The organism is Bacillus sp. 3a, assembly GCF_017161885.1.
Taxonomy (GTDB): domain Bacteria; phylum Bacillota; class Bacilli; order Bacillales; family Bacillaceae; genus Bacillus; species Bacillus safensis.
The window spans coordinates 1893862-1916644 of sequence record NZ_CP067376.1 but is presented as its reverse complement, the minus strand read 5'-3'; the positions used below and the strand labels follow the sequence as shown (position 1 = coordinate 1916644).

At 40.8% G+C, this 22783-nt stretch carries 25 protein-coding genes and 1 pseudogene; 6 read left to right on the top strand and 20 right to left on the bottom strand.

The annotated features are described in order from the left end of the window. Positions 1 to 62: 62 nt before the first annotated feature. The 4 genes from JJ692_RS09665 to rpmG all read right to left on the bottom strand — a co-directional run bounded on the left by JJ692_RS09665 (position 63) and on the right by rpmG (position 3310). Positions 63 to 1601: a rhomboid family intramembrane serine protease gene (locus tag JJ692_RS09665; protein ID WP_024427979.1), complete on the bottom strand. Its 1539-nt coding sequence runs from the start codon at positions 1599 to 1601 to the stop codon at positions 63 to 65. Positions 1602 to 1687: 86 nt separating this feature from the next. Beyond that, positions 1688 to 1861 carry a hypothetical protein gene (locus JJ692_RS09660; RefSeq protein WP_162176177.1) on the bottom strand — a complete coding sequence of 58 codons (174 nt, stop codon included), beginning with the start codon at positions 1859 to 1861 and terminating at the stop codon, positions 1688 to 1690. 690 nt (positions 1862 to 2551) lie between these two features. Beyond that, positions 2552 to 3112 carry a 5-formyltetrahydrofolate cyclo-ligase gene (locus tag JJ692_RS09655; RefSeq protein WP_073206301.1) on the bottom strand — a complete coding sequence of 187 codons (561 nt, stop codon included), beginning with the start codon at positions 3110 to 3112 and terminating at the stop codon, positions 2552 to 2554. A gap of 48 nt (positions 3113 to 3160) precedes the next feature. Then, complete coding sequence (gene rpmG / locus JJ692_RS09650; RefSeq protein WP_008360061.1) at positions 3161 to 3310, bottom strand: 50S ribosomal protein L33; 150 nt, start codon at positions 3308 to 3310, stop codon at positions 3161 to 3163. 413 nt (positions 3311 to 3723) lie between these two features. On the opposite strand from rpmG, the gene JJ692_RS09645 reads away from it, so the two are divergent. Next, on the top strand, positions 3724 to 4071 hold the full coding sequence (locus JJ692_RS09645; protein WP_024422989.1) for a hypothetical protein: 348 nt from the start codon (positions 3724 to 3726) through the stop codon (positions 4069 to 4071). Beyond that, positions 4068 to 4568 (top strand): endolytic transglycosylase MltG, encoded by a 501-nt coding sequence (locus tag JJ692_RS09640; RefSeq protein ID WP_024422990.1) that lies wholly within the window; start codon positions 4068 to 4070, stop codon positions 4566 to 4568. Before JJ692_RS09645 ends, JJ692_RS09640 begins: the two co-directional genes overlap by 4 nt. Before the next feature lie 41 nt (positions 4569 to 4609). On the opposite strand, the gene pstB (JJ692_RS09635) is transcribed toward JJ692_RS09640, so the two are convergent. The 9 genes from pstB (JJ692_RS09635) to JJ692_RS09595 all read right to left on the bottom strand — a co-directional run bounded on the left by pstB (JJ692_RS09635) (position 4610) and on the right by JJ692_RS09595 (position 14208). Further along, positions 4610 to 5392, bottom strand: a complete 783-nt coding sequence (gene pstB / locus JJ692_RS09635) for a phosphate ABC transporter ATP-binding protein PstB (RefSeq protein ID WP_024422991.1) — start codon at positions 5390 to 5392, stop codon at positions 4610 to 4612. Positions 5393 to 5407: 15 nt separating this feature from the next. Then, the gene (pstB, locus tag JJ692_RS09630) at positions 5408 to 6220 is read right to left on the bottom strand and encodes a phosphate ABC transporter ATP-binding protein PstB (RefSeq protein ID WP_024422992.1); all 813 of its coding nucleotides are present in this window, start codon (positions 6218 to 6220) and stop codon (positions 5408 to 5410) included. Between the two features lie 23 nt (positions 6221 to 6243). Then, entirely contained in the window at positions 6244 to 7128 is an 885-nt protein-coding gene (gene pstA / locus JJ692_RS09625; RefSeq protein WP_025092964.1) for a phosphate ABC transporter permease PstA, read from the bottom strand. Beyond that, the gene (pstC, locus tag JJ692_RS09620; RefSeq protein ID WP_024422994.1) at positions 7128 to 8054 is read right to left on the bottom strand and encodes a phosphate ABC transporter permease subunit PstC; all 927 of its coding nucleotides are present in this window, start codon (positions 8052 to 8054) and stop codon (positions 7128 to 7130) included. Before pstC ends, pstA begins: the two co-directional genes overlap by 1 nt. A 79-nt stretch (positions 8055 to 8133) precedes the next feature. Then, entirely contained in the window at positions 8134 to 9051 is a 918-nt protein-coding gene (locus JJ692_RS09615) for a phosphate ABC transporter substrate-binding protein (RefSeq protein WP_024422995.1), read from the bottom strand. A 214-nt stretch (positions 9052 to 9265) separates the two neighbouring features. Further along, positions 9266 to 11401 carry a peptidoglycan D,D-transpeptidase FtsI family protein gene (locus JJ692_RS09610; RefSeq protein WP_041106887.1) on the bottom strand — a complete coding sequence of 712 codons (2136 nt, stop codon included), beginning with the start codon at positions 11399 to 11401 and terminating at the stop codon, positions 9266 to 9268. 122 nt (positions 11402 to 11523) lie between these two features. Further along, positions 11524 to 12810, bottom strand: coding sequence for an MFS transporter (locus tag JJ692_RS09605; protein ID WP_024422996.1), 1287 nt, complete (start codon positions 12808 to 12810; stop codon positions 11524 to 11526). A 121-nt stretch (positions 12811 to 12931) separates the two neighbouring features. Continuing rightward, positions 12932 to 13540: a superoxide dismutase SodA gene (gene sodA / locus JJ692_RS09600; RefSeq protein ID WP_007501264.1), complete on the bottom strand. Its 609-nt coding sequence runs from the start codon at positions 13538 to 13540 to the stop codon at positions 12932 to 12934. A gap of 182 nt (positions 13541 to 13722) precedes the next feature. Then, positions 13723 to 14208: a DUF456 domain-containing protein gene (locus tag JJ692_RS09595; RefSeq protein WP_039180001.1), complete on the bottom strand. Its 486-nt coding sequence runs from the start codon at positions 14206 to 14208 to the stop codon at positions 13723 to 13725. Positions 14209 to 14352: 144 nt separating this feature from the next. On the opposite strand from JJ692_RS09595, the gene JJ692_RS09590 reads away from it, so the two are divergent. Further along, positions 14353 to 15111: a DUF1189 domain-containing protein gene (locus tag JJ692_RS09590; protein ID WP_144490317.1), complete on the top strand. Its 759-nt coding sequence runs from the start codon at positions 14353 to 14355 to the stop codon at positions 15109 to 15111. Between the two features lie 74 nt (positions 15112 to 15185). Here the strand turns inward: JJ692_RS09590 and JJ692_RS09585 are convergent. Next, a pseudogene (locus JJ692_RS09585) lies at positions 15186 to 15731 on the bottom strand (GNAT family N-acetyltransferase). Between the two features lie 198 nt (positions 15732 to 15929). Between JJ692_RS09585 and JJ692_RS09580 the strand changes: the two are divergent. Continuing rightward, the gene (locus JJ692_RS09580; RefSeq protein ID WP_039180007.1) at positions 15930 to 16232 is read left to right on the top strand and encodes a hypothetical protein; all 303 of its coding nucleotides are present in this window, start codon (positions 15930 to 15932) and stop codon (positions 16230 to 16232) included. A gap of 105 nt (positions 16233 to 16337) precedes the next feature. Beyond that, positions 16338 to 17453, top strand: coding sequence for a flavodoxin-dependent (E)-4-hydroxy-3-methylbut-2-enyl-diphosphate synthase (gene ispG, locus JJ692_RS09575; protein WP_024423001.1), 1116 nt, complete (start codon positions 16338 to 16340; stop codon positions 17451 to 17453). A gap of 43 nt (positions 17454 to 17496) precedes the next feature. On the opposite strand, the gene JJ692_RS09570 is transcribed toward ispG, so the two are convergent. Next, positions 17497 to 17859 (bottom strand): DUF308 domain-containing protein, encoded by a 363-nt coding sequence (locus tag JJ692_RS09570; RefSeq protein WP_024423002.1) that lies wholly within the window; start codon positions 17857 to 17859, stop codon positions 17497 to 17499. A gap of 139 nt (positions 17860 to 17998) precedes the next feature. On the opposite strand from JJ692_RS09570, the gene JJ692_RS09565 reads away from it, so the two are divergent. Further along, on the top strand, positions 17999 to 18577 hold the full coding sequence (locus JJ692_RS09565; protein WP_151040075.1) for a 5' nucleotidase, NT5C type: 579 nt from the start codon (positions 17999 to 18001) through the stop codon (positions 18575 to 18577). 19 nt (positions 18578 to 18596) lie between these two features. Here JJ692_RS09565 and JJ692_RS09560 read toward each other — a convergent pair whose 3' ends face one another. The 5 genes from JJ692_RS09560 to JJ692_RS09540 form a co-directional block, all read right to left on the bottom strand. Further along, entirely contained in the window at positions 18597 to 19514 is a 918-nt protein-coding gene (locus JJ692_RS09560; RefSeq protein WP_144490318.1) for an ROK family protein, read from the bottom strand. Positions 19515 to 19652: 138 nt separating this feature from the next. Continuing rightward, complete coding sequence (zur, locus tag JJ692_RS09555) at positions 19653 to 20081, bottom strand: zinc uptake transcriptional repressor Zur (RefSeq protein ID WP_003217433.1); 429 nt, start codon at positions 20079 to 20081, stop codon at positions 19653 to 19655. After that, entirely contained in the window at positions 20059 to 20919 is an 861-nt protein-coding gene (locus JJ692_RS09550; RefSeq protein ID WP_024423005.1) for a metal ABC transporter permease, read from the bottom strand. Before JJ692_RS09550 ends, zur begins: the two co-directional genes overlap by 23 nt. Next, on the bottom strand, positions 20919 to 21695 hold the full coding sequence (locus JJ692_RS09545; protein ID WP_024423006.1) for a metal ABC transporter ATP-binding protein: 777 nt from the start codon (positions 21693 to 21695) through the stop codon (positions 20919 to 20921). The genes JJ692_RS09550 and JJ692_RS09545 overlap by 1 nt, the downstream gene beginning before the upstream one ends. 135 nt (positions 21696 to 21830) lie before the next feature. Next, on the bottom strand, positions 21831 to 22712 hold the full coding sequence (locus JJ692_RS09540; RefSeq protein WP_024423007.1) for a YitT family protein: 882 nt from the start codon (positions 22710 to 22712) through the stop codon (positions 21831 to 21833). Positions 22713 to 22783: the final 71 nt, after the last annotated feature.

Sequence of the window (22783 nt, the reverse complement as noted above, 5' to 3'; positions counted from 1 at the left end):
CCATTTCTTTTCATCAACAGATAGGATAAGCGTATTCATAAATGCGCTTTCAGTCAAGTCATTCAACGTGTTTGACTATTTTCGATATATTGTTTCAGCTTTAAAAATTGATCATTTTGAGGATCTTGTTTTAACGCTTTCGCTAATAGATCCTCTGCTTTCGCTGTCTCTCCTTTTTCTACGTATAAAAGCGATAAATGATACAGTTTATTTGGATCATCTGGATCTTTTTCAAGCGACTTTTGTAAAAATTGAATAGCCTTATCAAGTTGGCCCTGCTGCGCTTCCGATAGTGCATAGATATGAAGTGCTTCAGCTGATGCATCTTTATCGTGCACATATTCCTCTAGTCGTTCACTTGCTTCGCTATACTTTTTCTCATCAAATAAACTTGCTGCCTCACTTGTTGCCGCTGCTTCCTTTTGATCGTCAGAATGAAACCCTGTATACAATCCAAAACCGCCAATAAAGAGCAAAGCAGCACTCGCAAGAAGCATTTTGACAGGCTGGATCTGTTTAGGCAGACGGACAGCTAATGCGGTGAAAAAACCGCCAACCAGGCCGCCAAGATGCCCTGCGTTATCAATACCTGATACAGTGAAGCCTATTCCTAGGTTGATGAGGATAATGACAATAATATTTGTCCCCATCGTCCGAAAGAAAAGCTTTCGGTTTGAGATGGCTAAATATAACAGTGCGCCTAAGCAGCCAAAGATCGCGCCAGATGCACCGGCTGCAATTGCCGTATTAAACACAAAGCTCGCTATAGAGCCAAAAATGCCGGAAATCAAATAGATGAGCAAAAATCTTCCCGACCCATAAATTCTCTCAACAGCCGCTCCAACGGACCAAAGAGCAAAAGTATTAAAGAGTAAGTGCGTCAAGCCAATATGTAAAAACATTGGTGTCATCAGGCGCCACCATTCACCCTCTAAAATCAGCACATTATTTTTAGCACCAAATGCTGTTAAAGTTGCGGTATTGGTACTTCCGCCTGACAGCTCAAGTAAAAGAAACATCACCACTTGGACAGCGATCAGCAAGTAGGTAAAAATGGGTCTCCCATTTTGAAACACGGCCCGTTCTCGTTCTCGCTGCTTTTCCTGATCATCAAATGCCTGAAGCACGTTCCTTTTCAGCTGCATTGCATCCTCAGCTGTATCTTTCTTCGCTTCTTCTACATCTACTGCAAGCGATGTATTCAGCCATTTTTGCAGTTCGTTTACATCGTTTTGAAGCGTGTCTGCATTGAGTAATACAGGAGTAACTGTCACCTTATTCTCTTTTTGCGGCTGACCGTTTAGGTCTTCCCAATCATCTACTGGAACATCAGTTGTAAATTGCAGCTGCAGGAGATGAAGAGATCGTTTACGCATAGCTTCTCTCAGCTGATTGATCCGATATGTTTGCTCCTCGATATCTCGAACGATCTCCTGCCTGAAATTCACATCTTTTCTATATAGACGGATGAGATCATAACCTGAGTTTCGTGGTGCTTCAAAAAATATTTCATCTTCTGGGTACGGACTTTGAATCATCTCGTATCCTTTTTGTCTAAGTTCATCAACAACTCGCCAAAATAAACTATCTATGACATTCATACATTCGCGCTCCATTTTTTACATTATTATAGCAAGAATCGTTCTTATCCGCATTTCTAAACAAAAAAATCCCGGCTTTTGCGGGATTAGAATGCTTGGCGAATAAATTTCGTCCGAAAATATGGGATTTTCATCAGCCATTTAATCAAAAAGTGCCGGACTTGATTTTGCCCTAAAACCAAATTCATGAGCCGATAACGATTTTGCACGAGAACGAATGCAAACAGTGTGAACACAATGCTCCAAATCATTTTATTCATCATATTCCCTCCTATGTTCGTATCGTGGCTTAAATAGGATTTGTTTATGCATGAACCATCGTTTTTATCGCTTAAAAGGTTCCTTTCATAAAGAGGCCTTCACAATCTAATCCCTTGTTCTTTTGATTGAATATAATAGACCTCTCCGCACTCTGATTGATCATAAGAAACATCAAATGGATGAAGGTCGATTAAATCCTTGAAGGTATGAGGCAGCTTACAATTCGGCTATAACTCCTTCACCTTGTGCGGGAAGTAACTGTCGTATGGATTTGGTGTATGAACATATACAGCGTCTAAACCAGGGGCATGTTCGTGAATACAAATCCAAGTTTGGTATGGCTTTTCAAAGCTTTCAAGCTGTTTTAGCCGCCTATGATATAAAGCGATATGAGCTTTGATATGCTCTCTTCTTATTTTTAAGCTATTTCCCCGACTCCAAAAAAATCAAGGTGCGTATGCCAAAATACCATAAATCACGATCAAGTTTTAAGTCACAAGTATTCACTTCCTCCCACATATTACGGAAGTATCTTTTCTTTCCACGAAATTTTTTCAAAACATATCCCCCGTCAGCTAAAATGCCTTTTAATGAAGAATGTTGATCGCTATCGTGCATGTGACTTTTGATCATAAGCAAGCACCTTCGCTCAACAAAAAAAGCCCGTTCATATGTATATGCAGCGGACTTTATTTTAGATATATGGTACCCTTCTCACTGACCATGATTGAGACCGGGATGTCGTGCGTTTCAGCCGGAATATGCTCGGTTTGCTGTACTGTTAAACAAAGGGCAAGCGTTTCGCCGTGATAGTCAGCTAAGTAGCGGTCATAATAGCCGCCCCCATATCCGATACGGTAGCCTTTTCGATCGAAGCACACACCAGGCACAATGATCAAATCGATTGATTCTTTAGATGCAGTGGCCGACGTCAGAGGATCTGGCTCCAATAGCCCAAAGTAGCGGGAGATCATTTTCGTTTCTGGTGTATATTCATAAAACGTCATCTCTTTTGTTTCCGGAAAACAGGTGGGTACACATACTGTTTTCCCCTCCCGCCATGCTTTTTCAATGAGAGGCATTGTCGGTACCTCTTTTCCTCTAGACATGGTAAGTGCAACCGTATTCGCTTGTTTCCATGCTGGCAGTTGAAACAAGCGCTCATGAAGTAAAGCGGTGCTTCGCTTGAATTCTTCGGCACTCATCTGGTCCAGCTTGGCTAATGTTTGAAGGCGAAGTTCCTTTTTCACACAGATCATCTCCCATCATAAAAAAACAGCAGGAAAATTCCCTGCTGCTTACTTTGTTTCACGATGTAAAGTTTGTTTTTTATCACGTGAGCAATACTTTTTGAATTCAACGCGATCTGGATTGTTTCGCTTATTCTTTTTAGTAATATAGTTACGCTCACCGCATTCAGTGCAAGCTAGAGTAATATTTACGCGCATGTTTTTCCCTCCAAACTAAAATCAATTCACATTCAGACCTAACTATAATACCACTTCTAGCTTAGGAATGCTAGAATGTTTTTTCACCAATTTGAATTTCAGTGCAATCCATCCGCGTTCTGATCCATATCGCACGATCATTTCATGAAAAATAGCCTGCTCCCCTATAAAACCTCAATCTTTGTCGTACTGTATACATGAGAAACCCTCTTTTATTTTGACAGCGAGCAAGATTTTCATACTCGTTTTTCATATAAAAAGAAAAAAGATGAAAAAAAGGTGATTTTTTCAGCAATTCCTTTTGAAACTAGCTTTTTTATGGTATAAAAAAGAAGGGTCGAAAACTGTCTGAAACAATCATGAAAGCCTTTTATGGCTTTCAGCATTAAAATATGAATAAAAGGTGATGAAACATGGAAATTGCAATTATCGGATTGCTTGTTGTCAGTATCGTACTGATCGCATTCTCATATTTTCAAAGAGAGCCGATTAAAGAAGTCGAGCAGGAACTTGAAACACTTCAACTATCTGCAATGCAAGAAATCTATAAACTGAAAAAGAAAATGAAGGTTCTTGAAGAAGAATTGCTTGAAACAAACATTGTCGTCCGCAAACATTCAGAAATTGATCCATCTATCGCAAGACAAATCATTTCAAAGCATCAAAATGGCATGTCTCCTGAGGCCATTGCGCGCGCTGAACATGTATCTGTAGATGAGGTCAACATGATCATTAAAGACAATGAGAAGGTGCTTGTATGACGAAAAAAAGCATCCAAACGTTTGCGGCAGGTATGATTCTTGCAACTGGTGTTCTGGCGATCGTTTTTTTCCTCACTGGAAAAGATGAAGCGGCGGCTGATACAACCACAAAAGAAACGCTTGCAGCGAAAGTAACAGACACCGATGTGAAAAACTATTTAGACTCTAAAAAAGAAGTCTCTGTCAGCCGTGAAACATATCAGCAGCTTCTTGATTATAAAGAAAAAGCACTGAAAGCAAATGAAGACGGCGATTCTAAAAATGATAAAGAAACATCGGACAAGCCTAAAGGCAAATCGGTCAAATTTGTTATTAAAAACGGGATGAGCACAAGTGATGTGTCAGACATGCTTGAAAAGGACGGAATCATCAACTCGTCTAAAGATTTTAATGATTACGTGATTGACGCCGGCTACCATAAAGAAATTCGTGCAGGCAAGTTCAATTTAAAAACAGGGATGACGTTCAAACAAATCGTCAAAGCCTTAACAAAATAACAACAATACCCCCTGGCGGCGCTGACCTCCAGGGGGTTTTATTATCCAAATCGACCAGATATATAATCATTTGTTCTTTGATCATTTGGCTCTGAGAACATCACATTCGTATCATTGACCTCAACAAGCTCTCCCATTAAAAAGAAGGCTGTTCTATCTGATACCCTCGCCGCTTGCTGCATGTTATGTGTCACAATGGCAATCGTGTATTTCTCTTTTAATTTCATAATTAATTCTTCAATCTTTAATGTTGAGACAGGATCAAGCGCTGATGTTGGTTCATCCATTAGTAAAATGTCTGGGCTTGTAGCAATAGCTCTTGCGATACAAAGACGCTGCTGCTGACCGCCGGAAAGACCTAATGCTGGTGCATTTAATCGATCTTTCACTTCATCCCAAAGGGCAACATCACGAAGCGCTTTTTCAGCGATTTCTTTCAATTGCTGCTTGCTCTTCACGCCGTGAATTCTTGGTCCGTAGACGACATTATCAAAGATAGACTGAGGGAATGGGTTTCCTTTTTGAAAGACCATCCCGACGTTTTTACGCAGTTCCACTAGATCAACGCGGCCTTTTAAAATATTGTCGCCGTTATACATCATATCTCCGGTGATTTTCACACCTGGCACTGTTTTGACCATAAGATTTAAGGTCTTGATAAACGTTGACTTTCCGCAGCCTGACGGACCGATAATTGCTGTGACTTCATGCTCTTTAATGTCTAAATCAATATGCTTCAGTGCGTGATGCTGTCCATACCAAAGGTTCATATCATTCACACGAAACACTTCTTTTTTTGCTGTTTCAGTTGCTACTGCATTCATCAAAATCCACCCGCCTTATCCAAATCGACCATTGATATAGTCTTCTGTTTTTTGCTGCGCAGGACGTGTAAAGATACGTTCAGTGGCATCATATTCTACTAGATCACCGTTCAGGAAAAAGGCCGTATGATCAGATACACGTAACGCTTGCTGCATGTTGTGTGTCACAATGACGATCGAATAATCATTTTTCAAATCTGATAATAGCTCTTCAATTTTTGCATTTGAGATCGGGTCTAGGGCAGAAGCGGGTTCATCTAACAAAAGAACGCTGGGCTTCATCGCAAGTGTACGCGCAATACAAAGGCGCTGCTGCTGACCGCCGGATAATGACAAAGCCGAGCGGTGAAGACGATCTTTGACTTCATCCCACAGCGCTGCTTTTGTTAAGCTTTCCTCTACTGCATCATCAAGCACTGATTTTCTTTTTTCACCCGCATACTTTAACGCATGGGTAATGTTATTGTAGATCGATTTAGGAAATGGGTTTGGTTTTTGGAAAACCATGCCGATTTCTCTTCTTAAATTCACCACATTAATGCGGTCATCCAAAATATTGAGTCCTTCGTACATGATCGCCCCTTCACTTCTCGCACCTGGGATCAAGTCGTTCATGCGGTTAATGCTGCGTAAAAAGGTTGATTTCCCGCAGCCAGATGGGCCGATTAATGCGGTAATTGCGTTCTTCTCAATTTCAAATGAAATGTGATTGACCGCTCTTTTTTCACCATAATAAATGCTTAAATCCTGCACCTGTAAAATCTGTTCCGCTTGAAGTGGAGCCTTTTTTGCTGCAATCTCTTTTTTTTCTGCTAGCATTTGAACCATATCCCCTTCACACCTCTCTCACATTATTTTGACGTAAGCTTTTTATGAATAAATGAACCAAGCCATCTAGCTGCTAAGTTAAATACTAAAACTGAAAGCACAAGTACGGCTGATGCACCATTTGCAATGGCCTCTGCATCTGGAATGATTCCTTGTGTATTGACGTTCCATATATGAACGGCTAATGTTTCTGCCGGTCTAAAAATATTCAGCGGTGACGTATCAGAAAATGGACTCCAGTTTGTAAAATCAAGACGCGGTGTGGTGAGACCTGCTGTGAAAAGAAGCGCTGCTGCCTCCCCAAAGACTCTTCCTGATGCTAAAATCGCACCGGTAATAATAGAAGGAATCGCACCTGGAATCAGGACTGTCTTCACTGTATGCCATTTCGTCACACCGAGCGCAAGTGATGCTTCCTTTTGATCCTTTGGTACAGAGCGAAGCGCATCTTCTGTCACCCTGACCATCACTGGCAAGTTAAACACCGTGAGCGCAAGAGCTCCTCCGATGATCGTATAGCCCCAGCCTGTTAAATTGACAAACATGAGTAAACCAAACATACCAATGACAATAGAAGGAAGTGAAGACAACACTTCAATACATGTGCGAATAAAATCAGTGACTTTGTTTTGAGGCGCATATTCAGCCATGTACACTCCACCGCCGACACCAAGTGGCACTGTGATCAGCATTGTTATAAACAAAATGTAAAATGAGTTAAACAGCTGATCCCTAATACCGCCGCCAGAGCCAATTGCACTTGAGCGGGTTGTCAAAAAGTCAAAATTTAATTCTTTTGCACCGTTGAAGATGATATAAGAAAACAAACCAACTAGGATCGCCGTAATAATGGCGGCACATAATCCAAAAACAAACGTGGCAAAACGATCGGTCATTTTGCTATTCATTAAATCTTCCTCCTAGACGACAAGTATCTGATAATGAGTATGAACATAAACGATACAACTAGAAGGACAAGACCCATTGACCAAAGTGTATTGTTTTCAACACTTCCATACGTTGTGTGACCCATGTTTAACGTAATAATGGTTGTTAATGTACCAGCTGTATCCATAATGCTCTCTGGTAAATTACGCGTGTTTCCAATGACCATCTGAACGGCAAGGGCTTCACCAAATGCTCTTGCCATTCCAAGAACGACTGCTGTCATTAATGTTGGAAGAGCTGCCGGTACAAGCACACGTCTAATCGTTTGCCATCTTGTAGCGCCAAGTGCATAGGATCCCTCACGTAAGCTTTTTGGAAGTGAAGCCATTGCATCAGTTGCAATAGATGTAACGGTTGGCAGAATCATAATAGACAGGACAATCGTTCCTGCTAACACGCTGTGCCCTGAGCCGCTTGACTTGAAATGTCCGATAAACGGCACCAATACTGTAAGACCTATGAATCCGTAAACAACGGATGGAATCCCTACAAGCAATTCAATGACTGGCTGGAGAATTTTCCGGCCCCATGCAGGTGCAATTTCTGTCATAAAGATCGCTCCTGCGATGCCTAGCGGCGCTGCAATAAGTGCCGATAGAAGCGTGACGGCGATCGATCCAAAGATAAAAGGAAATGCGCCGTACTCCGGGTTTTCTGCTGTTGGGTTCCAATTGATACTGGTTAAGAACTCAATTGGGCTTACACCATTTACGATGAAAGATTGTAAACCCTTAATGCCAAGGAATATTGTGATGGCGATGGATACTGCAATCATTAAGAATGCGCAGAATTTCACCAAAATACTTCCTCTTACTTCATCCATTTGCCTATTTTTCTTCGAGCTGATCAGCCGATCGCTCGCTTCTGTATGTTCTATCTGCTTCATCTTTTTCTACACTCCTATGAATGTCATAAAAGGAAAAGTGAAATGCTCCACTTTTCCTTCATCAGCAATTCAAGACCTCTTACTTATCCGATTGTTTGCCTGTTGCGTCTCTTTCTACTTTCATATTAGAGACTGAGATGTAGCCTTGGTCTTTGACGATTTCTTTTTGTACTTCATCACTCATAAGGTAATCTAAGAATTGTTTTGCTAGACCTTCCGGCTCACCTTTTGTATAAGAGTGCTCGTATGCCCAAATTGTATATTTACCGCTTTCTACATTGCTTTCTTCTGGTTTCACACCATCAATGCTAAGCGGTGTAATTTTGTCATCTGTTAAATAAGAGAATGCTAGGTATCCAATCGCACCTGGTGTTTCTGCAATCAGCTTTTTCACTGTGTTTGAAGAATCTTCTGTGATTCCTTCTGCAGGTGTTGCACCATCAAGTGCATATTTCACAAATGTTGCACGTGTTCCTGAAGAATCAGGTCTGTTAACAAGCGTGATTTTTTGGTCTTTCCCGCCAAGCTCTTTCCAGTTTTTGATTTTACCAGTGAAGATTTTTTTCAATTCGTCCTTTGTGATGTCTTTGACACCCACTTCAGGGTTTACAGCTGCGGCCATTCCAACAACTGCTACTTTGTGGTCTTTTAAAGCTTTTGCGTCGACTCCGTCTTTCTCTTCAGCGAATACATCTGAGTTACCAATTTGTACAGATCCTTCTGAAACTTGAGAAAGTCCTGTTCCTGAACCGCCGGCTTGTACTTGAATATCGGCTTTTGGATGTTTATCCATGAATTTTTCTGCTGCCGCAAGAACTAAAGGCTGCATCGCAGATGATCCTGAGATGGTAATGGAACCTGATGCCTCATCTTTGTTTGAAGCATTTCCTTTACTGTCTTTTGAATCTCCGCTTGAGCTGCTGTTTCCGCATGCTGTGACGAATGCTAACAATGCGATAGTAAGGAAAGTAAGCAGCCATAATTTGTTCTTTTTCATTTCAAGAATACCCCCTGAATAATTTGTCCTACGAGTAATACATTAAAGGTTCTTTATTAATTTCGTTTAAATGGAATGTTAAGGTTTTGTAAATGTCGAAGTTTTGTAGAGAAATTGCGGCGTTTTTTATGAATTTTGTCAATTTATATCGGAATTTTTGAAGAAAACGTAAAAAAACGCCCACAAAAAGTGAGCGTTTTTACCTATGAAAGGTCTAGTTATTTGTTTCTGCTTCATTTTCAATTTTGTTTTTGTTTTTCGCCTGTGTATCATTGCTTTCCTGTTTTGATTTCAGTTCAAAATACTTATCTAATACTTGTTCACCAATATCATTTGTAATTGGATAGCGCTGGTTGTAGTCTTGATACACCCATGGCACGACAACGGAAATAGCCACTTCTGGATTATCAGCTGGCGCATACGCAACAAGAGTTGTGTTATACGTCGATGTACCGCGCTTGCTTTTAATTGGACCGTCATAGAATGATTGAGCGGTTCCTGTTTTGCCGGCTGGATTATACTTTTTGTTGCCAAAGTTTGAATAGGCTGTCCCTCTTGGGTTCTGCATGACAAGCTTGAAGCCTTGCTGAACGCGTTTGATCTCATCACTTGTCATGTCTAGCTTATTCAATACATCCGGTTTGACGGATTCCGTCACAGCTCCAATGCCTCGCTGCGGGTCTGACTCTCTCACTTCTTTGACAAGCTGCGGACGTAAACGATACCCGCCATTTGCAATGGTTGAAACGTATTGCGCCATTTGCAGCGGTGTAAACGTATCATACTGTCCAATCGCATAGTCAAGTAAGAGACCCGATTGTGTAGACGTTCCTCTGTAGCCCGTTGCTTCGTTTGGCAGGTCAATACCGGTTTTGACGCCAAGGCCAAATTTACTGAAATTGTAGCGGAACGTATCAAATGCTTTCGGATCAATTGGGAGCGGCTGCTTTTTACGATATTCGCTTTTCCCAATGGCGATCGCTGTTTTGAACATATATACGTTTGATGAACGCTCTAGTGCTGTTAAATCATTAATAAGTCCCATATTTTGATAGGATTTCTTCGGCGGTGAATTGGCGATATAAAGAGGTTCATCGTATTGGGTACTTCCAATATGAATAGCGCCTGTTTTATATCCAGTCAGTACCGTTGCCCCTTTTACGGCTGATCCCATCGCATATGAGGAGGTCATCGTTCCTAATGCGTAGTCATCGAATTTGTATTTTCCGTTTTTGTTTGAAATCTGCTTACCCGCAACAGAGAGAACCTCTCCATTTCTCGGGTCCATCATGACAACAAATGCGCGGTCAAGAAGCTCAGTTCCCCCTCTTTGTTTCGCACTTTTCAAGTTCTTTTCAATAATTTTTTCAACCGCTTTTTGCAGCTGAATATCAATTGTAAGCACAAGGTCTTTCCCGCTCTTACCTTCTGTTAACACTTTAGAGCTTGTGACATTGCCCTGTTTATCAGTTGTGCTCTGTTCTTTTTCCTTTTGGCCCTGCAGGACATCTTCATATTGATATTCGAGATAGCTTTTTCCTACACGGTCATTTCGGCTGTAGCCGAGTGATAGATAATGCTCAAGAAGTGACTGCGGAAGACCTTCATCACTCGAAGAAACACTGCCGAGCATACTGCGGAGCAGTCCTTTATACGGATAGCTGCGTGACCAGTCTGTCGTCACATCAACACCTGGCAGCTCGTCCAAATGCTCAGAGACGTAAGCAATTTCGCTTGGCTTTACATCTTCATTTTTAATAAATTGAGGCGTAAGTGCATAGCCTCCATCCATCTGCCTTTTAATGGCAAGCACTTGTAAATCTTTTTTCGTCAGTTGATTTAATTCCTTGTCTGTGATGCGTTTTAGCTGAAGCTCATATAGTTTATCATCAGAGACCTTATCGTCACCCTTTAATTCTGATTCCTTTTGAACAAGCTTTTTCGCTTCATTTGGATGCGTTAAGATCCAGAAATCTTTTTTGTCACGATCTGTGATTTTTTTCGTACTCACATGAATCATATCCGCTAATTTTGATGCCACTTTGAGCCGCTCTTCTTGTGAAGTCGTCGAGGTTCTCGTATATGTAATGGCATTTAGCGCTTTATTGCTGACAATCGTATTGTAGTTTCGATCATAAATTTTTCCGCGCGGAGCAGATGAGCTGACATTCACATCCTCTTGTTTTTCTGCCTGCTTTTTATAATCTTCTCCATTGACAATTTGCACAAATCCGAGTCTAACGACAACGCCGGTAAAAATAATAAAGGCAGCTAAAAATAATAAATTCAGCCGGATCGGAAGTGTTTTACGCCCTTCCTTCGCGTCTTTTTTGTTTTTCTTGTTTCTCATCACATCACCTTTTCTATCAAGAAAGAAATGGCACCCCTTTTTGTGTATAAAAGGTGCCATCATCATTTTAGCCGTTTTTCTATCATTTATCTAGAAATTTGATGTTCCATAGGTAAGAAATTTTACCTTTCTCCCTTAATAAGGTTCGTTTGAGAAACTGGCTTTTGACCGTCAGCCTCTTTCATATCAGCTGTTTTTTCTTTCAAATGAATATCTTTTACAAAGTAATAAATGAGGGTGTGCCCCGCTCCGAGCACAACAAGTGATGCCGGGATTCCGAGCTCATCACCTAGTAAGGTGACAGACAGCAGGAACAAAACAATCGAACAAATACGGCCGGCATTTAAAAATAGCTCTCTGACCACAATATATTCAATTCGGGCCTTTCTGGCATACCTTGCATGGCCAATGACATCATATGTTAAGGATACATAAGGAACAAGCAGGAGCGGATATCCTATTGCAATGGCTACCGCATACATCAGAAGTGATACATAGGACAAGTGGAAAACGATTAAAAACAAGGCGCCGTATAAAATCAGCCCGCCAAGCATGATGGCCTTCTTCCGCCACTTTTTCTTAATCAAACGGGTAGCGAAGAAATAAGCAAAAAAGGCAACACCTGAATTCACTAAACCAAACGTCCCGAGAGCAAGCTCACTATTTGTTGCAATAAACACAAAGACACTGATTAAGAAGACAAAGACCCCTTCACGAAGCCCTTGAAAAAAATGAGCTGTTGTAATCCTACGCCAATTCTCGTCTGCATGACGTTCTTTCCAAATTTGTTTGATCATAAATTTGCCTTTAGACTGCCTTCTTTTGAGGAAAAAGCTCATCACAACCGCTAGTGAAAACAAAAAAAGCGATAATGTGAAAATGACTGTGTAGCCTGTATCATCCGTTAACTGAGAAATGACAATCCCCGCAATGAGAGGACCGATCATGCCGGCAGTTGAGGAAAGCACCCCGAGAAATCCATTAAAGAAGTCTCTTGTTTCAGGCTCGGTGATCTCAAAGGTGAGTACATTAAAAGCAAGCCAGTAAAAACCATAGCCGATCCCAAGGACACTTCCCAATAAAACTAGCCGTGCGGCCGCTTGTTCTCCTGCCATTAAGACAATTAAATAAAAAGCGGCTAAAAAGATGACACCGAAACGAAGGACAAACGCCCGGTCTATTTTTTTTGCGAGCCGGCCAGCGAATAAAAACGTAATGGGCTGAAGCACCACAATGGCCAAGTTATAAATCGCAAGATCCGTGAATTTCCCAGACTGTTTCCATAAGTACACATTTACAAACGTATTTGAAAGCGCAATGGCAAGTGCATATAACCCGCCAATCGTGAGGAGGAGCAATAAATCTTTTGTAACATCCATGTCCCCGAACATTTTCTTTAATCTGCTCATACCATTCATTCTCCTTTTCTACACAATAGTCTGTCTCATCAAAAGGCAGATATGTAAAAAAAGGAGGGAAAATATAAAAAGACCTGCTTCTCTTGAAAGCAGGTCTTTTAGAATCAAATCATTATTTTGCTTCGCTGTAAAGGCGAGCTACTTCATCCCAGTTCACAACATTCCAGAATGCTGAAATGTAATCAGGACGACGGTTTTGGTAGTTTAGGTAGTAAGCATGCTCCCAAACGTCTAGTCCTAGAATTGGCGTTTTTCCTTCAGTTAAAGGAGAATCTTGGTTTGGCGTGCTTGTGATTTCAAGTTTTCCATTGTTCACAACAAGCCATGCCCAACCAGAACCAAAGCGTCCTGCAGCTGCTGCAGCGAAATCAGATTTGAATTTTTCAAATCCGCCTAATTCTTTTTCGATTGCATCTGCAAGTTCACCAGTTGGTGCGCCGCCACCGTTTGGTGAAAGAAGCGTCCAGAATAATGAGTGGTTCGCATGTCCTCCGCCATTGTTACGTACAGCTGTACGAATGTTTTCAGGCACTGAGTTTAAGTTAGCCACTAGCTCTTCAATTGATTGATCTTCAAGAGCTGATACACCTTCGATTGCTTTGTTTAAGTTTGTTACATATGTGTTGTGGTGTTTTGTGTGGTGAATCGTCATTGTTTCCTTGTCGATATGTGGTTCTAATGCATCGTAAGCATATGGTAATTCTGGAAGTTTAAAAGCCATGGTTAATTTCCTCCTTAAAATGTATGTACTGAAATGCTTCCTTTGTAAGTCAGCAATTCACCCTACTCAAAGAGTATCAAAAGAAACAGCTTGTTTCAACGTTATTGCTCATGTTCTGAAACATTTCAGTGTTTATTTTGTATTTAGCCCTTTAGAAAAAGTTTTAAACACCCTTTTTCAACTTAGCGAAGGACATAAAATAAAAAGATGCCCAGCATTAGCGCCTGAATCAATCCTTTTGCAAAAACACCTGATACAAATCCAATTAATGAGCCTAATCCGACTTTCACACTCGTCTTCAAATCTTTTTGATGAACAAGGAGCTCTGCAATGACACTCCCGAGAAATGGACCAATAATAATTCCTGCAATGGGGATCACAAAAGGACCAGCTAATAACCCAATGGTGCTTCCCCAAATAGCTGCCTTGCTGCCGCCAAAGCGCTTGACCCCTATAAGATTTGAAACATAATCCGCCGCAAATAAGACGGCAGTAAACATCGCTTGAATGAGCCAGAACGTCAGTGTAAGCGGCTCGAAACTAAAGAAGAAGCCATATAGAATAAATCCGAGTACCATAAAGACCACACTCGGAATAATTGGATAAACCAGTCCAACAAACGCAATGATAAATGCACAGCCAATCAGTATCCAATAAAGCACGTCCAAGACCCTGCCGCCTCCTTTTTATATGCTGTATACATTATGCCTCATTCCTTCTATCTTAACCAGTGATGAGGCCATACTTGTACTTGATGGATAGACATTGATACAATATGAGAAATAGAAAAGAATGTAGGAAGTGAATGGGTATTGAACGTATTTAATCTATTGTTAAAAGGAATTTATTCACCAAAAGATGTTGCCAAAGCACGTTTTACAGGGATCGGTAAAGCGATTTTATTCATTTTTATCCTTTCAATTATCGCAGCAGTTCCTCAGGGATATCACATGAGTCAAGAGATCTCGAATGCGATGTCAGGATTTCAGCACGTGATCAAAAAAGATTTACCCGACTTTTCAATTGAAAAAGGAAAGCTTCAAGCGAATCAAAGTGCACCAATAGAAAAAGAAGAAAACGGCATTACGATCATCTTTGATCCTGCTGAAAAAATAAAAGCAAGTGAACTTGAATCAAAGCAAACAGCCATTGCTTTATTAAAGGAAAAAGCAGTGATTGCGATTGATGGGCAAATGACAGATATTCCATACCAGCTCCTAGGCGGAACGCTGACAAAAGACGAACTTGCTCGCGTCACAAATCAGAACCAAGCGATTATTATCCCTGTCATCTGTGTACTGCTATATTTATCAACTGCGGCGCTCATGTTTATTAGCGCAACATTCCTTGCAATGCTTGGTACATTTATTAAACGAATGCAGCAAAAAGAGCTGTCTTTCCAAATGCTTTGGAAGCTCTCCGCTTATTCACTCACATTAACCACGGTCTTTTTCGCCATCATGAGTGCATTAAACACACCTGTTGCAAACTCATTTTTATTGAATTGGGTCATTAACTTTATCTTTTTATATCTTGTTGTAAAAGAAATACCTGCAAAAAAAAGCAAATGATCCATCCAACAAGGATTTGTCTACACAATGAAAGCTCCCCCGTCTCGGAGGAGCTTTTTATGTATGTTCATACGCTAGGACTCATCTGGATGGATGATCGCAAATAAATAATGATCCTCCCACACTCCGTTAATCTTTACTTTTTTACGATTTAGTCCCTCATTTTCAAAACCTGTCTTTTCAAGCACACGAATGGAACCCCTGTTACTCGGCTTTACTCCAGCCTCAATCCGGTGGAGATTCAACTCAAAAAAGGCATAGTCAATGATTAAACGAATGGCTTCTGTCATATATCCTTTTCCGCCCTGCCTTTGATCGAGTACATACCCGAGTCAAACTCCTTCTATCGGACCTCTTACGACAGAACTTAAAGAGATCGTCCCAATTAAGTCACCTGTTTCATTTAAGAAGATACCATGCATGTATGATTCATCTTGTTCTCTTCTTTGCCTACTCCGCTGAATTCGTTCAATTTGACGAGGTAACGTGAAGAAATCATCTTTGATCAAAGGTGTAAATTCCTGAAAATATGAGCGATTCTCAAGTTCTAATGTTAACAGTGATTCTGCATCATTTTCTGTCAGTGTTCTCACATATATATGCTGACTAACTTTCTTCATAAAATCTCCCCCTTTCTTATTTTATCATAATCGCCATATGAGATTGCTCTCCTATTTACACCAACGACCCAAGCAGTTTTATTACAAGACATACTAGAACGAACTAGAACCATCCTTTCCAGCTTTTCTCCTCTTTTTTGGTTCTATCATTTCAGGACATGCATAGACTGAAGTAAACTCTTAAAAGCGGTGAGTAAAATGCGGCGAATTCTTTTTTTACTAATCAGTTTATTTGTCCTCTTTATTATCTTTTTTGATTTAAAAAATGGAACCATTCCTGTTGAGGAAAACCCAGCCGTTCCAGCAAGTGCCCTTCAAACAGCTGAGAAAAAGACATATAAGAACGTTACGGTAAAACAAGGTGAAACGGTCCTCTCCATCGTACATACAAGCAAGCCACTTGATGATGTCATTAAAGATTTCGAGGAGCTGAATCAAGGTGTGAAAGCGAACGAAATCAGAGCAGGCAGTACATATAAGTTTCCTGTCTATAAGAGATAAAACGTTAATTCCTTGTCATTCATACGAAGAGACTGTTACAATATGAACTGTAAAACACGACGTACACGGCAAAGAATTGCTTGTACACTAAGGAGCGATTGACAAGTGAGTGAAGTCACACATCGTACTAAAACGCGTCCCGTCAAAGTGGGACCTTTAACTATAGGTGGAAATAATGAGGTTGTCATTCAAAGTATGGCAACAACCAAAACACATGATGTCGAAGCGACAGTCGCTGAAATTAAACGTTTAGAAGAGGCAGGCTGTCAAATCGTGCGTGTCGCATGTCCAGATGAGCGTGCAGCAAATGCAATTGCGGACATTAAAAAACAAATTAACATCCCGCTTGTTGTGGATATTCATTTTGACTACAAGCTTGCACTGAAAGCGATTGAAGCAGGCGCAGACAAAATCCGAATCAATCCAGGAAACATTGGAAGAAGAGAAAAAGTTGAAGCTGTTGTCAAAGCAGCAAAAGAAAAAGGCATTCCAATTCGTATTGGGGTAAACGCTGGTTCATTAGAGAAAAAGATTCTTGATAAATACGGCTACCCAACTGCAGATGGTATGGTCGAAAGTGCACTGCATCACATTAAAATTCTAGAAGACCTAGACTTTCATGACATCATCGTCAGTATGAAAGCATCTGATGTAAACCTTGCAATTGAGGCATACGAAAAAGCGGCGAAAGCCTTTGATTATCCTCTTCATCTTGGGATTACAGAATCAGGTACGTTATTTGCAGGTACAGTCAAAAGTGCAGCTGGACTTGGCGCTATTTTGAATATGGGGATTGGGAACACACTCCGTATCTCATTAAGTGCTGACCCAGTTGAAGAAGTAAAAGTAGCACGTGAATTGTTGAAATCATTTGGTCTTGCATCAAATGCAGCAACACTAATCTCCTGCCCAACTTGTGGACGAATTGAAATTGACCTTATCAGCATTGCAAATGAAGTCGAAGAATATATTTCTAAAATCAAAGCTCCGATTAAAGTAGCAGTTCTCGGCTGCGCTGTAAATGGTCCAGGTGAAGCGCGTGAAGCAGATATCGGCATCGCAGGCGCTAGAGGCGAAGGCTTATTGTTCCGTAAAGGTGAGATTGTTCGTAAAGTACCGGAAGAAACAATGGTCGAAGAACTGAAAAAAGAAATCGATAAAATCGCTGAAGAACATTATGCAAAAATGGAAGCTGAAAAAGAAAAACAAGCGAATGCTTAACAAAAAACGCCTGACGTCATTGTCAGGCGTTTTTCTGTTCTTGTTAAAAGAACGGGGTGATAAATATGCCTAGGATGACGGAAACAATTCCGATCCCAATTGACCACGCGCCAAGCGCATGTGCTCCTTTTCTTCGTGCAATATAACCAACGACGATGGCCGCTACCCCTAATAGCACCGGCAAGACAAATAATGAGATAATCGCAATCGCGAGTGCTGTATAGCCTATCCCTTTACTGCCTGAATCGTCACCTGCTTGGTCACGTCCTCGTCTATCTTCTCGATCTCTTGAAGCTTGATATGGCTCTGCAATTTCAGCAGCTGTTTCCTCTAAATAGCCATCATCATTACTAAAGTGTGTGTCGATTTCACGATCATTTCTTCTGAAATCCTCGTCTCTTTCCATGATCAATTCCCCCTTTTGGTTAATAGAAAGGAGCTTTTTTAGTATGAGCAAAAATGTCTGTTTCATGTTTGCTAAAACTTGCTGGAATTGTGAAATGATTATGTTACACTTTAAGAGTATAAAAATGAGGAGTGTGGGCATGTTACGTTTAGGAATTGATATTGATGGTACAGTGACGGCACAGGACACCTTTGTTCCCTATTTAAACGAGTCGTTCCAATGTGCCATGACACTAGATGATATGACAGAATATGATTTGACGAAGCTTTTAAAGATTTCTCAAAAAGAATTTTGGGGCTGGATGAATGAGCATGAGCCTCTTATTTATAAACAGGCAAAGCCTGCTGAGGGTGCTAAAGAGATCCTCGATCAAATGAAACAGCAGCACAAATTGATTTATATTACAGCAAGAAGGCAGCATCATTCAGATATCACCTACAAGTGGTTTCAAGAACATGACGTGCATTATGATGACATTGAGCTGGTTGGCGGTCATCATAAGCTGGAAGCCGTTCAAAAGCACAAGATTGATGTATTTTTTGAAGACCATCACGGCAATGCCACAATGATTGCAAAAGAGGCAGACATCCCGGTTATACTTTTTAACTCCCCTTATAACCAGATGCCAATTGACGACAGAATTATTCGCGTAAACAACTGGCACGAAGCGTCTCAATGGATCAAACAATATGAACAAAGTCTGCAAGCTGCTTATTAAGGTAGAAAAGCCGATACATTTATTGTATCGGCTTTTTCGATGGAGCAAGCTGCCCTTCTTTCATGAGGAAATGGTACAACGCTCCCTTCATGCCTGCCTGATTCAAGTAATAACACGTTTCCAGCTTCACCTGAATGTTCTTCCACGCAGGCAGTGTATGTAGGTGTTTCTCAATACTTGATAGTAAATCTGGTCTTGCGCTCACGCCGCCGCCAATGAGAATTTTCTCTGGATTGAGGACGGTTGCTACATTGTAAATGCCAATGGCGATTCGCTTGTACCACTGATCCACCAGTTTTTCAATGGACGGATCGTGCTTCGCCTTTTCAAAAATGTCTTGTCCGTCTATTTGTGTACTTTGCGGAATTCCTTGCTTTTCTTTATAGCTGCGAATGAGTCCAGCCGTTGAAGCGCTGCTGTTGAGTGTTGTAAATTGTCCATTGTCTGTTTCTGTCAGCATCATGCCAAATTCACCGCCGCGAAAGGAAGCCCCGCGCACAAGCTGACCACCAGCGAAAATACCACCGCCAACACCTGTGCCAAGCGTCATACAAATAAAGCTGTCACACTCTTTCGCATGGCCGCTATATTTTTCTGCGAGAGCTGCACAGTTTGCATCATTTTCCACTTCTACACGAAGAGATGTTTTCTCTTCTAAAAGTGTTTTTACATTTTGACCATTTAAGGCGATGATGGCGCCTGCAAATTCTGTATAACCTGATTCACTGTCCACAAAGCCCGGAAGACTGATGGCGATACCCCTGACATCCTGCATCCTTTGATATTCCCTGACCACATCCGCCATTGCTTCTAAAAACAGTTCAAGCTGCCGGCAGTTCGTCTGATAGTCACCGCTAGTGATTAGCTTTCCATCCTGATCCATTAATCCATGTTTCGTTCTCGTCCCGCCTACATCAAACACGACGTAATATGCCACTTTTGACCCCTCCCTTTACTCCAAAAGACTCAAATTGCACGTTGTATTACCTTGATCTCATTTTAATGAAACAGCCACCCATTGTAAAACGTTTTCAAAAGACAAAACAAAAAAGCCAGCTCCATGGCTGGCTTTTTTTCACGAGTGAACTTCCTTCGGTTCGCAGGAAGGACACGTTCCGTATATTTCAAATTTATGTCCGCTAATATGATAATCCTCTAGATCGGCGTCAAGCTTGTCCATAGGACAGGCATCGATTTCTTTTGTTTTCCCGCATGTAAGACAAATAAAGTGATGGTGATGATGGGAAAATGAACATTTGAAACGGAATAGTTTCTCCCCTGACAATTCCGTTGTTTCTAATATTCCAAGGTCTTCATATAGTGACAAGTTTCGATAAATCGTATCAAAGCTGAGACCCGGGTAGTCTTCACTTAGTGCTGTCAGCACATTTTTAGCGGTCAAGTATTTATCAGAATCAGAAAACAATTGAAGCATGTCTTCACGTTTGCTTGTATATTTGTAGCCTTTTTCCTTTAATAAATCAAGCGCTTCTTGTACGTTCATGTTGATTCCCCCTTCTGAATTTCCCAATACTAATACACCCGATTAAAATCAAGATGGACAGCATCACAATGGTTCCGCCTGGCGCTAAATCAAGATAATAGCTTAAAATCAATCCGGCCAATACAGACAATTCACCAAACAAGATCGAAAGGAAAATCGCCTGTTTGAATCCTTTGGCAATGCGGATACTTGCTGCAACAGGAAGCGTCATGAGCGCCGACACAAGCAGTGTACCGACGATACGCATCGATGCCGCAATGACAAGTGCAACGACTAAGATAAAAATAAAATGAATCCATTTTGCTGAAATACCAGAAGCCTTTGCATGCTCTTCATCAAAAGAAAGCAGAAACAATTCTTTATATAAAAGCACAACAACTAACACAACAACGAGTGAGATCCCTACAATAATCCAAAGATCAAGTCTTGAAACCGCACTGACACTTCCGAATAAATAACTAAACAAATCTGTATTAAAGCCATTCGCTAGTGAAATGAAGATGACGGAAATCCCAATACCACCTGATAAGATGATGGGAATGGCAAGCTCCTGATAATGCTTATACACGGAGCGCAAGCGTTCAATAAACAATGAACCTGCAACAGAAAAAGCCATCCCTAAGTAGAGCGGGCTTACCCCTGTCAAAAGGCCAAACTTTTTATCAAGAAATAAACTTGCGGCAATACCGGCAAGTGATACGTGACTGAGGGCATCTGCAATAAGCGAAAGCCTTCTTACGACAATAAATACACCAAGTAAGGGCGCAATAAAACCAATCAGTAACCCTGCGATAAACGCATTTTGTAAAAATTCATAATGAAAAAATGGAAATAGCATTATTCATGTCCCCCATGATGGTGATGATCGTGATGAATCACTTGAATGTCATGCCCGTAAAATTGGGATAGCGCCTGATCATCCATTGAATCAAACGCTTCTGCATCCCCGTGAAAATGCAGTGTCTGATTTAAACAAGCCACATGGGTGACTTTATCAGAAACGGTGCCAACGTCGTGTGTGACGAGAATTAAAGACATTCCTTTTTCTTTGTTCAATGTTTCGAGCAGCTGATAAAAGCCTTCTACTGTCCGCTGGTCTACTCCAACCGTGGGCTCATCCAAAATGAGCAGCTTCGGCTGACTGACAAGCGCACGGGCAATAAATGCACGCTGCTGCTGCCCGCCAGAAAGCTCACCGATGTTTTGATGCTTTAAGTCCTGTATGCCAACTGAGCGAATGGCATCTTCCACTTGCCATTTATCCTGTTTGCTCATTCGTTTAAACAAACCAATTTTTGCGGTCAGTCCGCTTGCGACGACCTCATACACAGAAGCAGGGAAACCTGTATTAAAGCTATTCGCCTTTTGAGAAACAAATCCAATTTGATCCCAGTCTCTAAATTTTGAGACAGGCGTGCCAAATAGCTTTAATTCACCCTGCTGCGGTTTAATGAGCCCAAGCAGGCATTTTAATAAGGTTGTTTTACCAGAACCATTCGGTCCAACAAGTGCTAGAAAGTTTCCTTCCTCTACTGTTAAATGAATGTGATCAATGACATTTCGCTGTCCATACGAGTACGAAATGTCCTTCATTTCAATAATTGGCTTTGCCATGAATCTTTCCACCTTTAATCAATATAAAAAGAATGATTACGATTTATACAACAAAAAGAAAATGGCTTTTGCCATTTTCTCTGTCCATACATACATTTCATTATATAAAAGAAAGATAAAAAAGTAAAATAAAAGCTAATGAATGGCTGTTTTGAACTTACCGCCTTTTGTTTCATGCGTATCCATAATCGTGATAAATGCTTGGTCATCAATTTCAAATACAATAGATTTCAGCTTTGTAATTTCAAGCCTTGTGACAACGGCGTAGATGACATCTTTTTCTTCATCTGTATAGCCGCCTTTTCCTCTCAGCTTTGTCGTTCCCCTGCCGAGTCGATGCAGAATCGCATCTGAAATTTCATCATAATAGTCTGAGACGATAATGACAGCTTTTGTTTCATCAAGCCCTTGAATGACAGCATCAATTGTTTTCATTGCCAAATAATATGTCATGACAGAATACATAGCCTGCTCTGGTCCAAAAACAAAGCCCGCCCAAATAAAAATGAACACATTGACGATCATGACAAACTCACCGACGGAAAAAGGAATTTTTTTCGTCAGAAGAATTCCCAAGATCTCTGTTCCATCCATTGAACCTCCATTACGGATGACAAGTCCAACACCAAATCCAAGTAATAGTCCGCCAAATACAGTGGCTAAGATCGGCTGTGTTGTAAATGCCTCCACATGATGAAGTGAAGATTCAATCACGGCTAAGCTGACAATCCCAATCACAGTGGAAATCAGAAAGGTTTTCCCAATATGCTTGTATCCTGATATCATAAATGGAATATTTAAAATGACAACAATCGTCGCAAAATTAATAAACGGGTTATCTGTAAAGAGATAATCCAAAATAAGCGAAATGCCGATGATGCCCCCATCAATAATATTGTTTGGCACTAAAAATAATTCAATGCTGACTGCTGCACATGCAGCTCCTACTAGAATCAGAAAAATTCTCAAAATAAAATGAGGCACTGATTCCTTTTTATGCTGTTTACTATTTGCCATACGTTCTCCCTTCTACACAAGTTAAATTTTCAATGAACATTTTATCCACTTTACTATTTTATCATTTCACA

Coding starts and splice junctions, on each gene's coding strand:
- pstB (WP_024422992.1), bottom strand. CDS start 6,220: ATGGTTCAAATGCTAGCAGAAAAAAAAGAGATTGCAGCAAAAAAGGCT.
- JJ692_RS09540 (WP_024423007.1), bottom strand. CDS start 22,712: ATGGCAAATAGTAAACAGCATAAAAAGGAATCAGTGCCTCATTTTATT.
- JJ692_RS09565 (WP_151040075.1), top strand. CDS start 17,999: ATGTTACGTTTAGGAATTGATATTGATGGTACAGTGACGGCACAGGAC.
- zur (WP_003217433.1), bottom strand. CDS start 20,081: ATGAACGTACAAGAAGCGCTTGATTTATTAAAGGAAAAAGGCTACAAA.
- JJ692_RS09550 (WP_024423005.1), bottom strand. CDS start 20,919: ATGCTATTTCCATTTTTTCATTATGAATTTTTACAAAATGCGTTTATC.
- JJ692_RS09570 (WP_024423002.1), bottom strand. CDS start 17,859: ATGGAAAGAGACGAGGATTTCAGAAGAAATGATCGTGAAATCGACACA.
- JJ692_RS09580 (WP_039180007.1), top strand. CDS start 15,930: ATGCGGCGAATTCTTTTTTTACTAATCAGTTTATTTGTCCTCTTTATT.
- JJ692_RS09615 (WP_024422995.1), bottom strand. CDS start 9,051: ATGAAAAAGAACAAATTATGGCTGCTTACTTTCCTTACTATCGCATTG.
- pstC (WP_024422994.1), bottom strand. CDS start 8,054: ATGAAGCAGATAGAACATACAGAAGCGAGCGATCGGCTGATCAGCTCG.
- sodA (WP_007501264.1), bottom strand. CDS start 13,540: ATGGCTTTTAAACTTCCAGAATTACCATATGCTTACGATGCATTAGAA.
- JJ692_RS09665 (WP_024427979.1), bottom strand. CDS start 1,601: ATGAATGTCATAGATAGTTTATTTTGGCGAGTTGTTGATGAACTTAGA.
- JJ692_RS09610 (WP_041106887.1), bottom strand. CDS start 11,401: ATGAGAAACAAGAAAAACAAAAAAGACGCGAAGGAAGGGCGTAAAACA.
- JJ692_RS09545 (WP_024423006.1), bottom strand. CDS start 21,695: ATGGCAAAGCCAATTATTGAAATGAAGGACATTTCGTACTCGTATGGA.
- pstB (WP_024422991.1), bottom strand. CDS start 5,392: ATGAATGCAGTAGCAACTGAAACAGCAAAAAAAGAAGTGTTTCGTGTG.
- JJ692_RS09605 (WP_024422996.1), bottom strand. CDS start 12,810: ATGAGCAGATTAAAGAAAATGTTCGGGGACATGGATGTTACAAAAGAT.
- rpmG (WP_008360061.1), bottom strand. CDS start 3,310: ATGCGCGTAAATATTACTCTAGCTTGCACTGAATGCGGTGAGCGTAAC.
- JJ692_RS09640 (WP_024422990.1), top strand. CDS start 4,068: ATGACGAAAAAAAGCATCCAAACGTTTGCGGCAGGTATGATTCTTGCA.
- JJ692_RS09645 (WP_024422989.1), top strand. CDS start 3,724: ATGGAAATTGCAATTATCGGATTGCTTGTTGTCAGTATCGTACTGATC.
- JJ692_RS09660 (WP_162176177.1), bottom strand. CDS start 1,861: ATGAATAAAATGATTTGGAGCATTGTGTTCACACTGTTTGCATTCGTT.
- pstA (WP_025092964.1), bottom strand. CDS start 7,128: ATGAATAGCAAAATGACCGATCGTTTTGCCACGTTTGTTTTTGGATTA.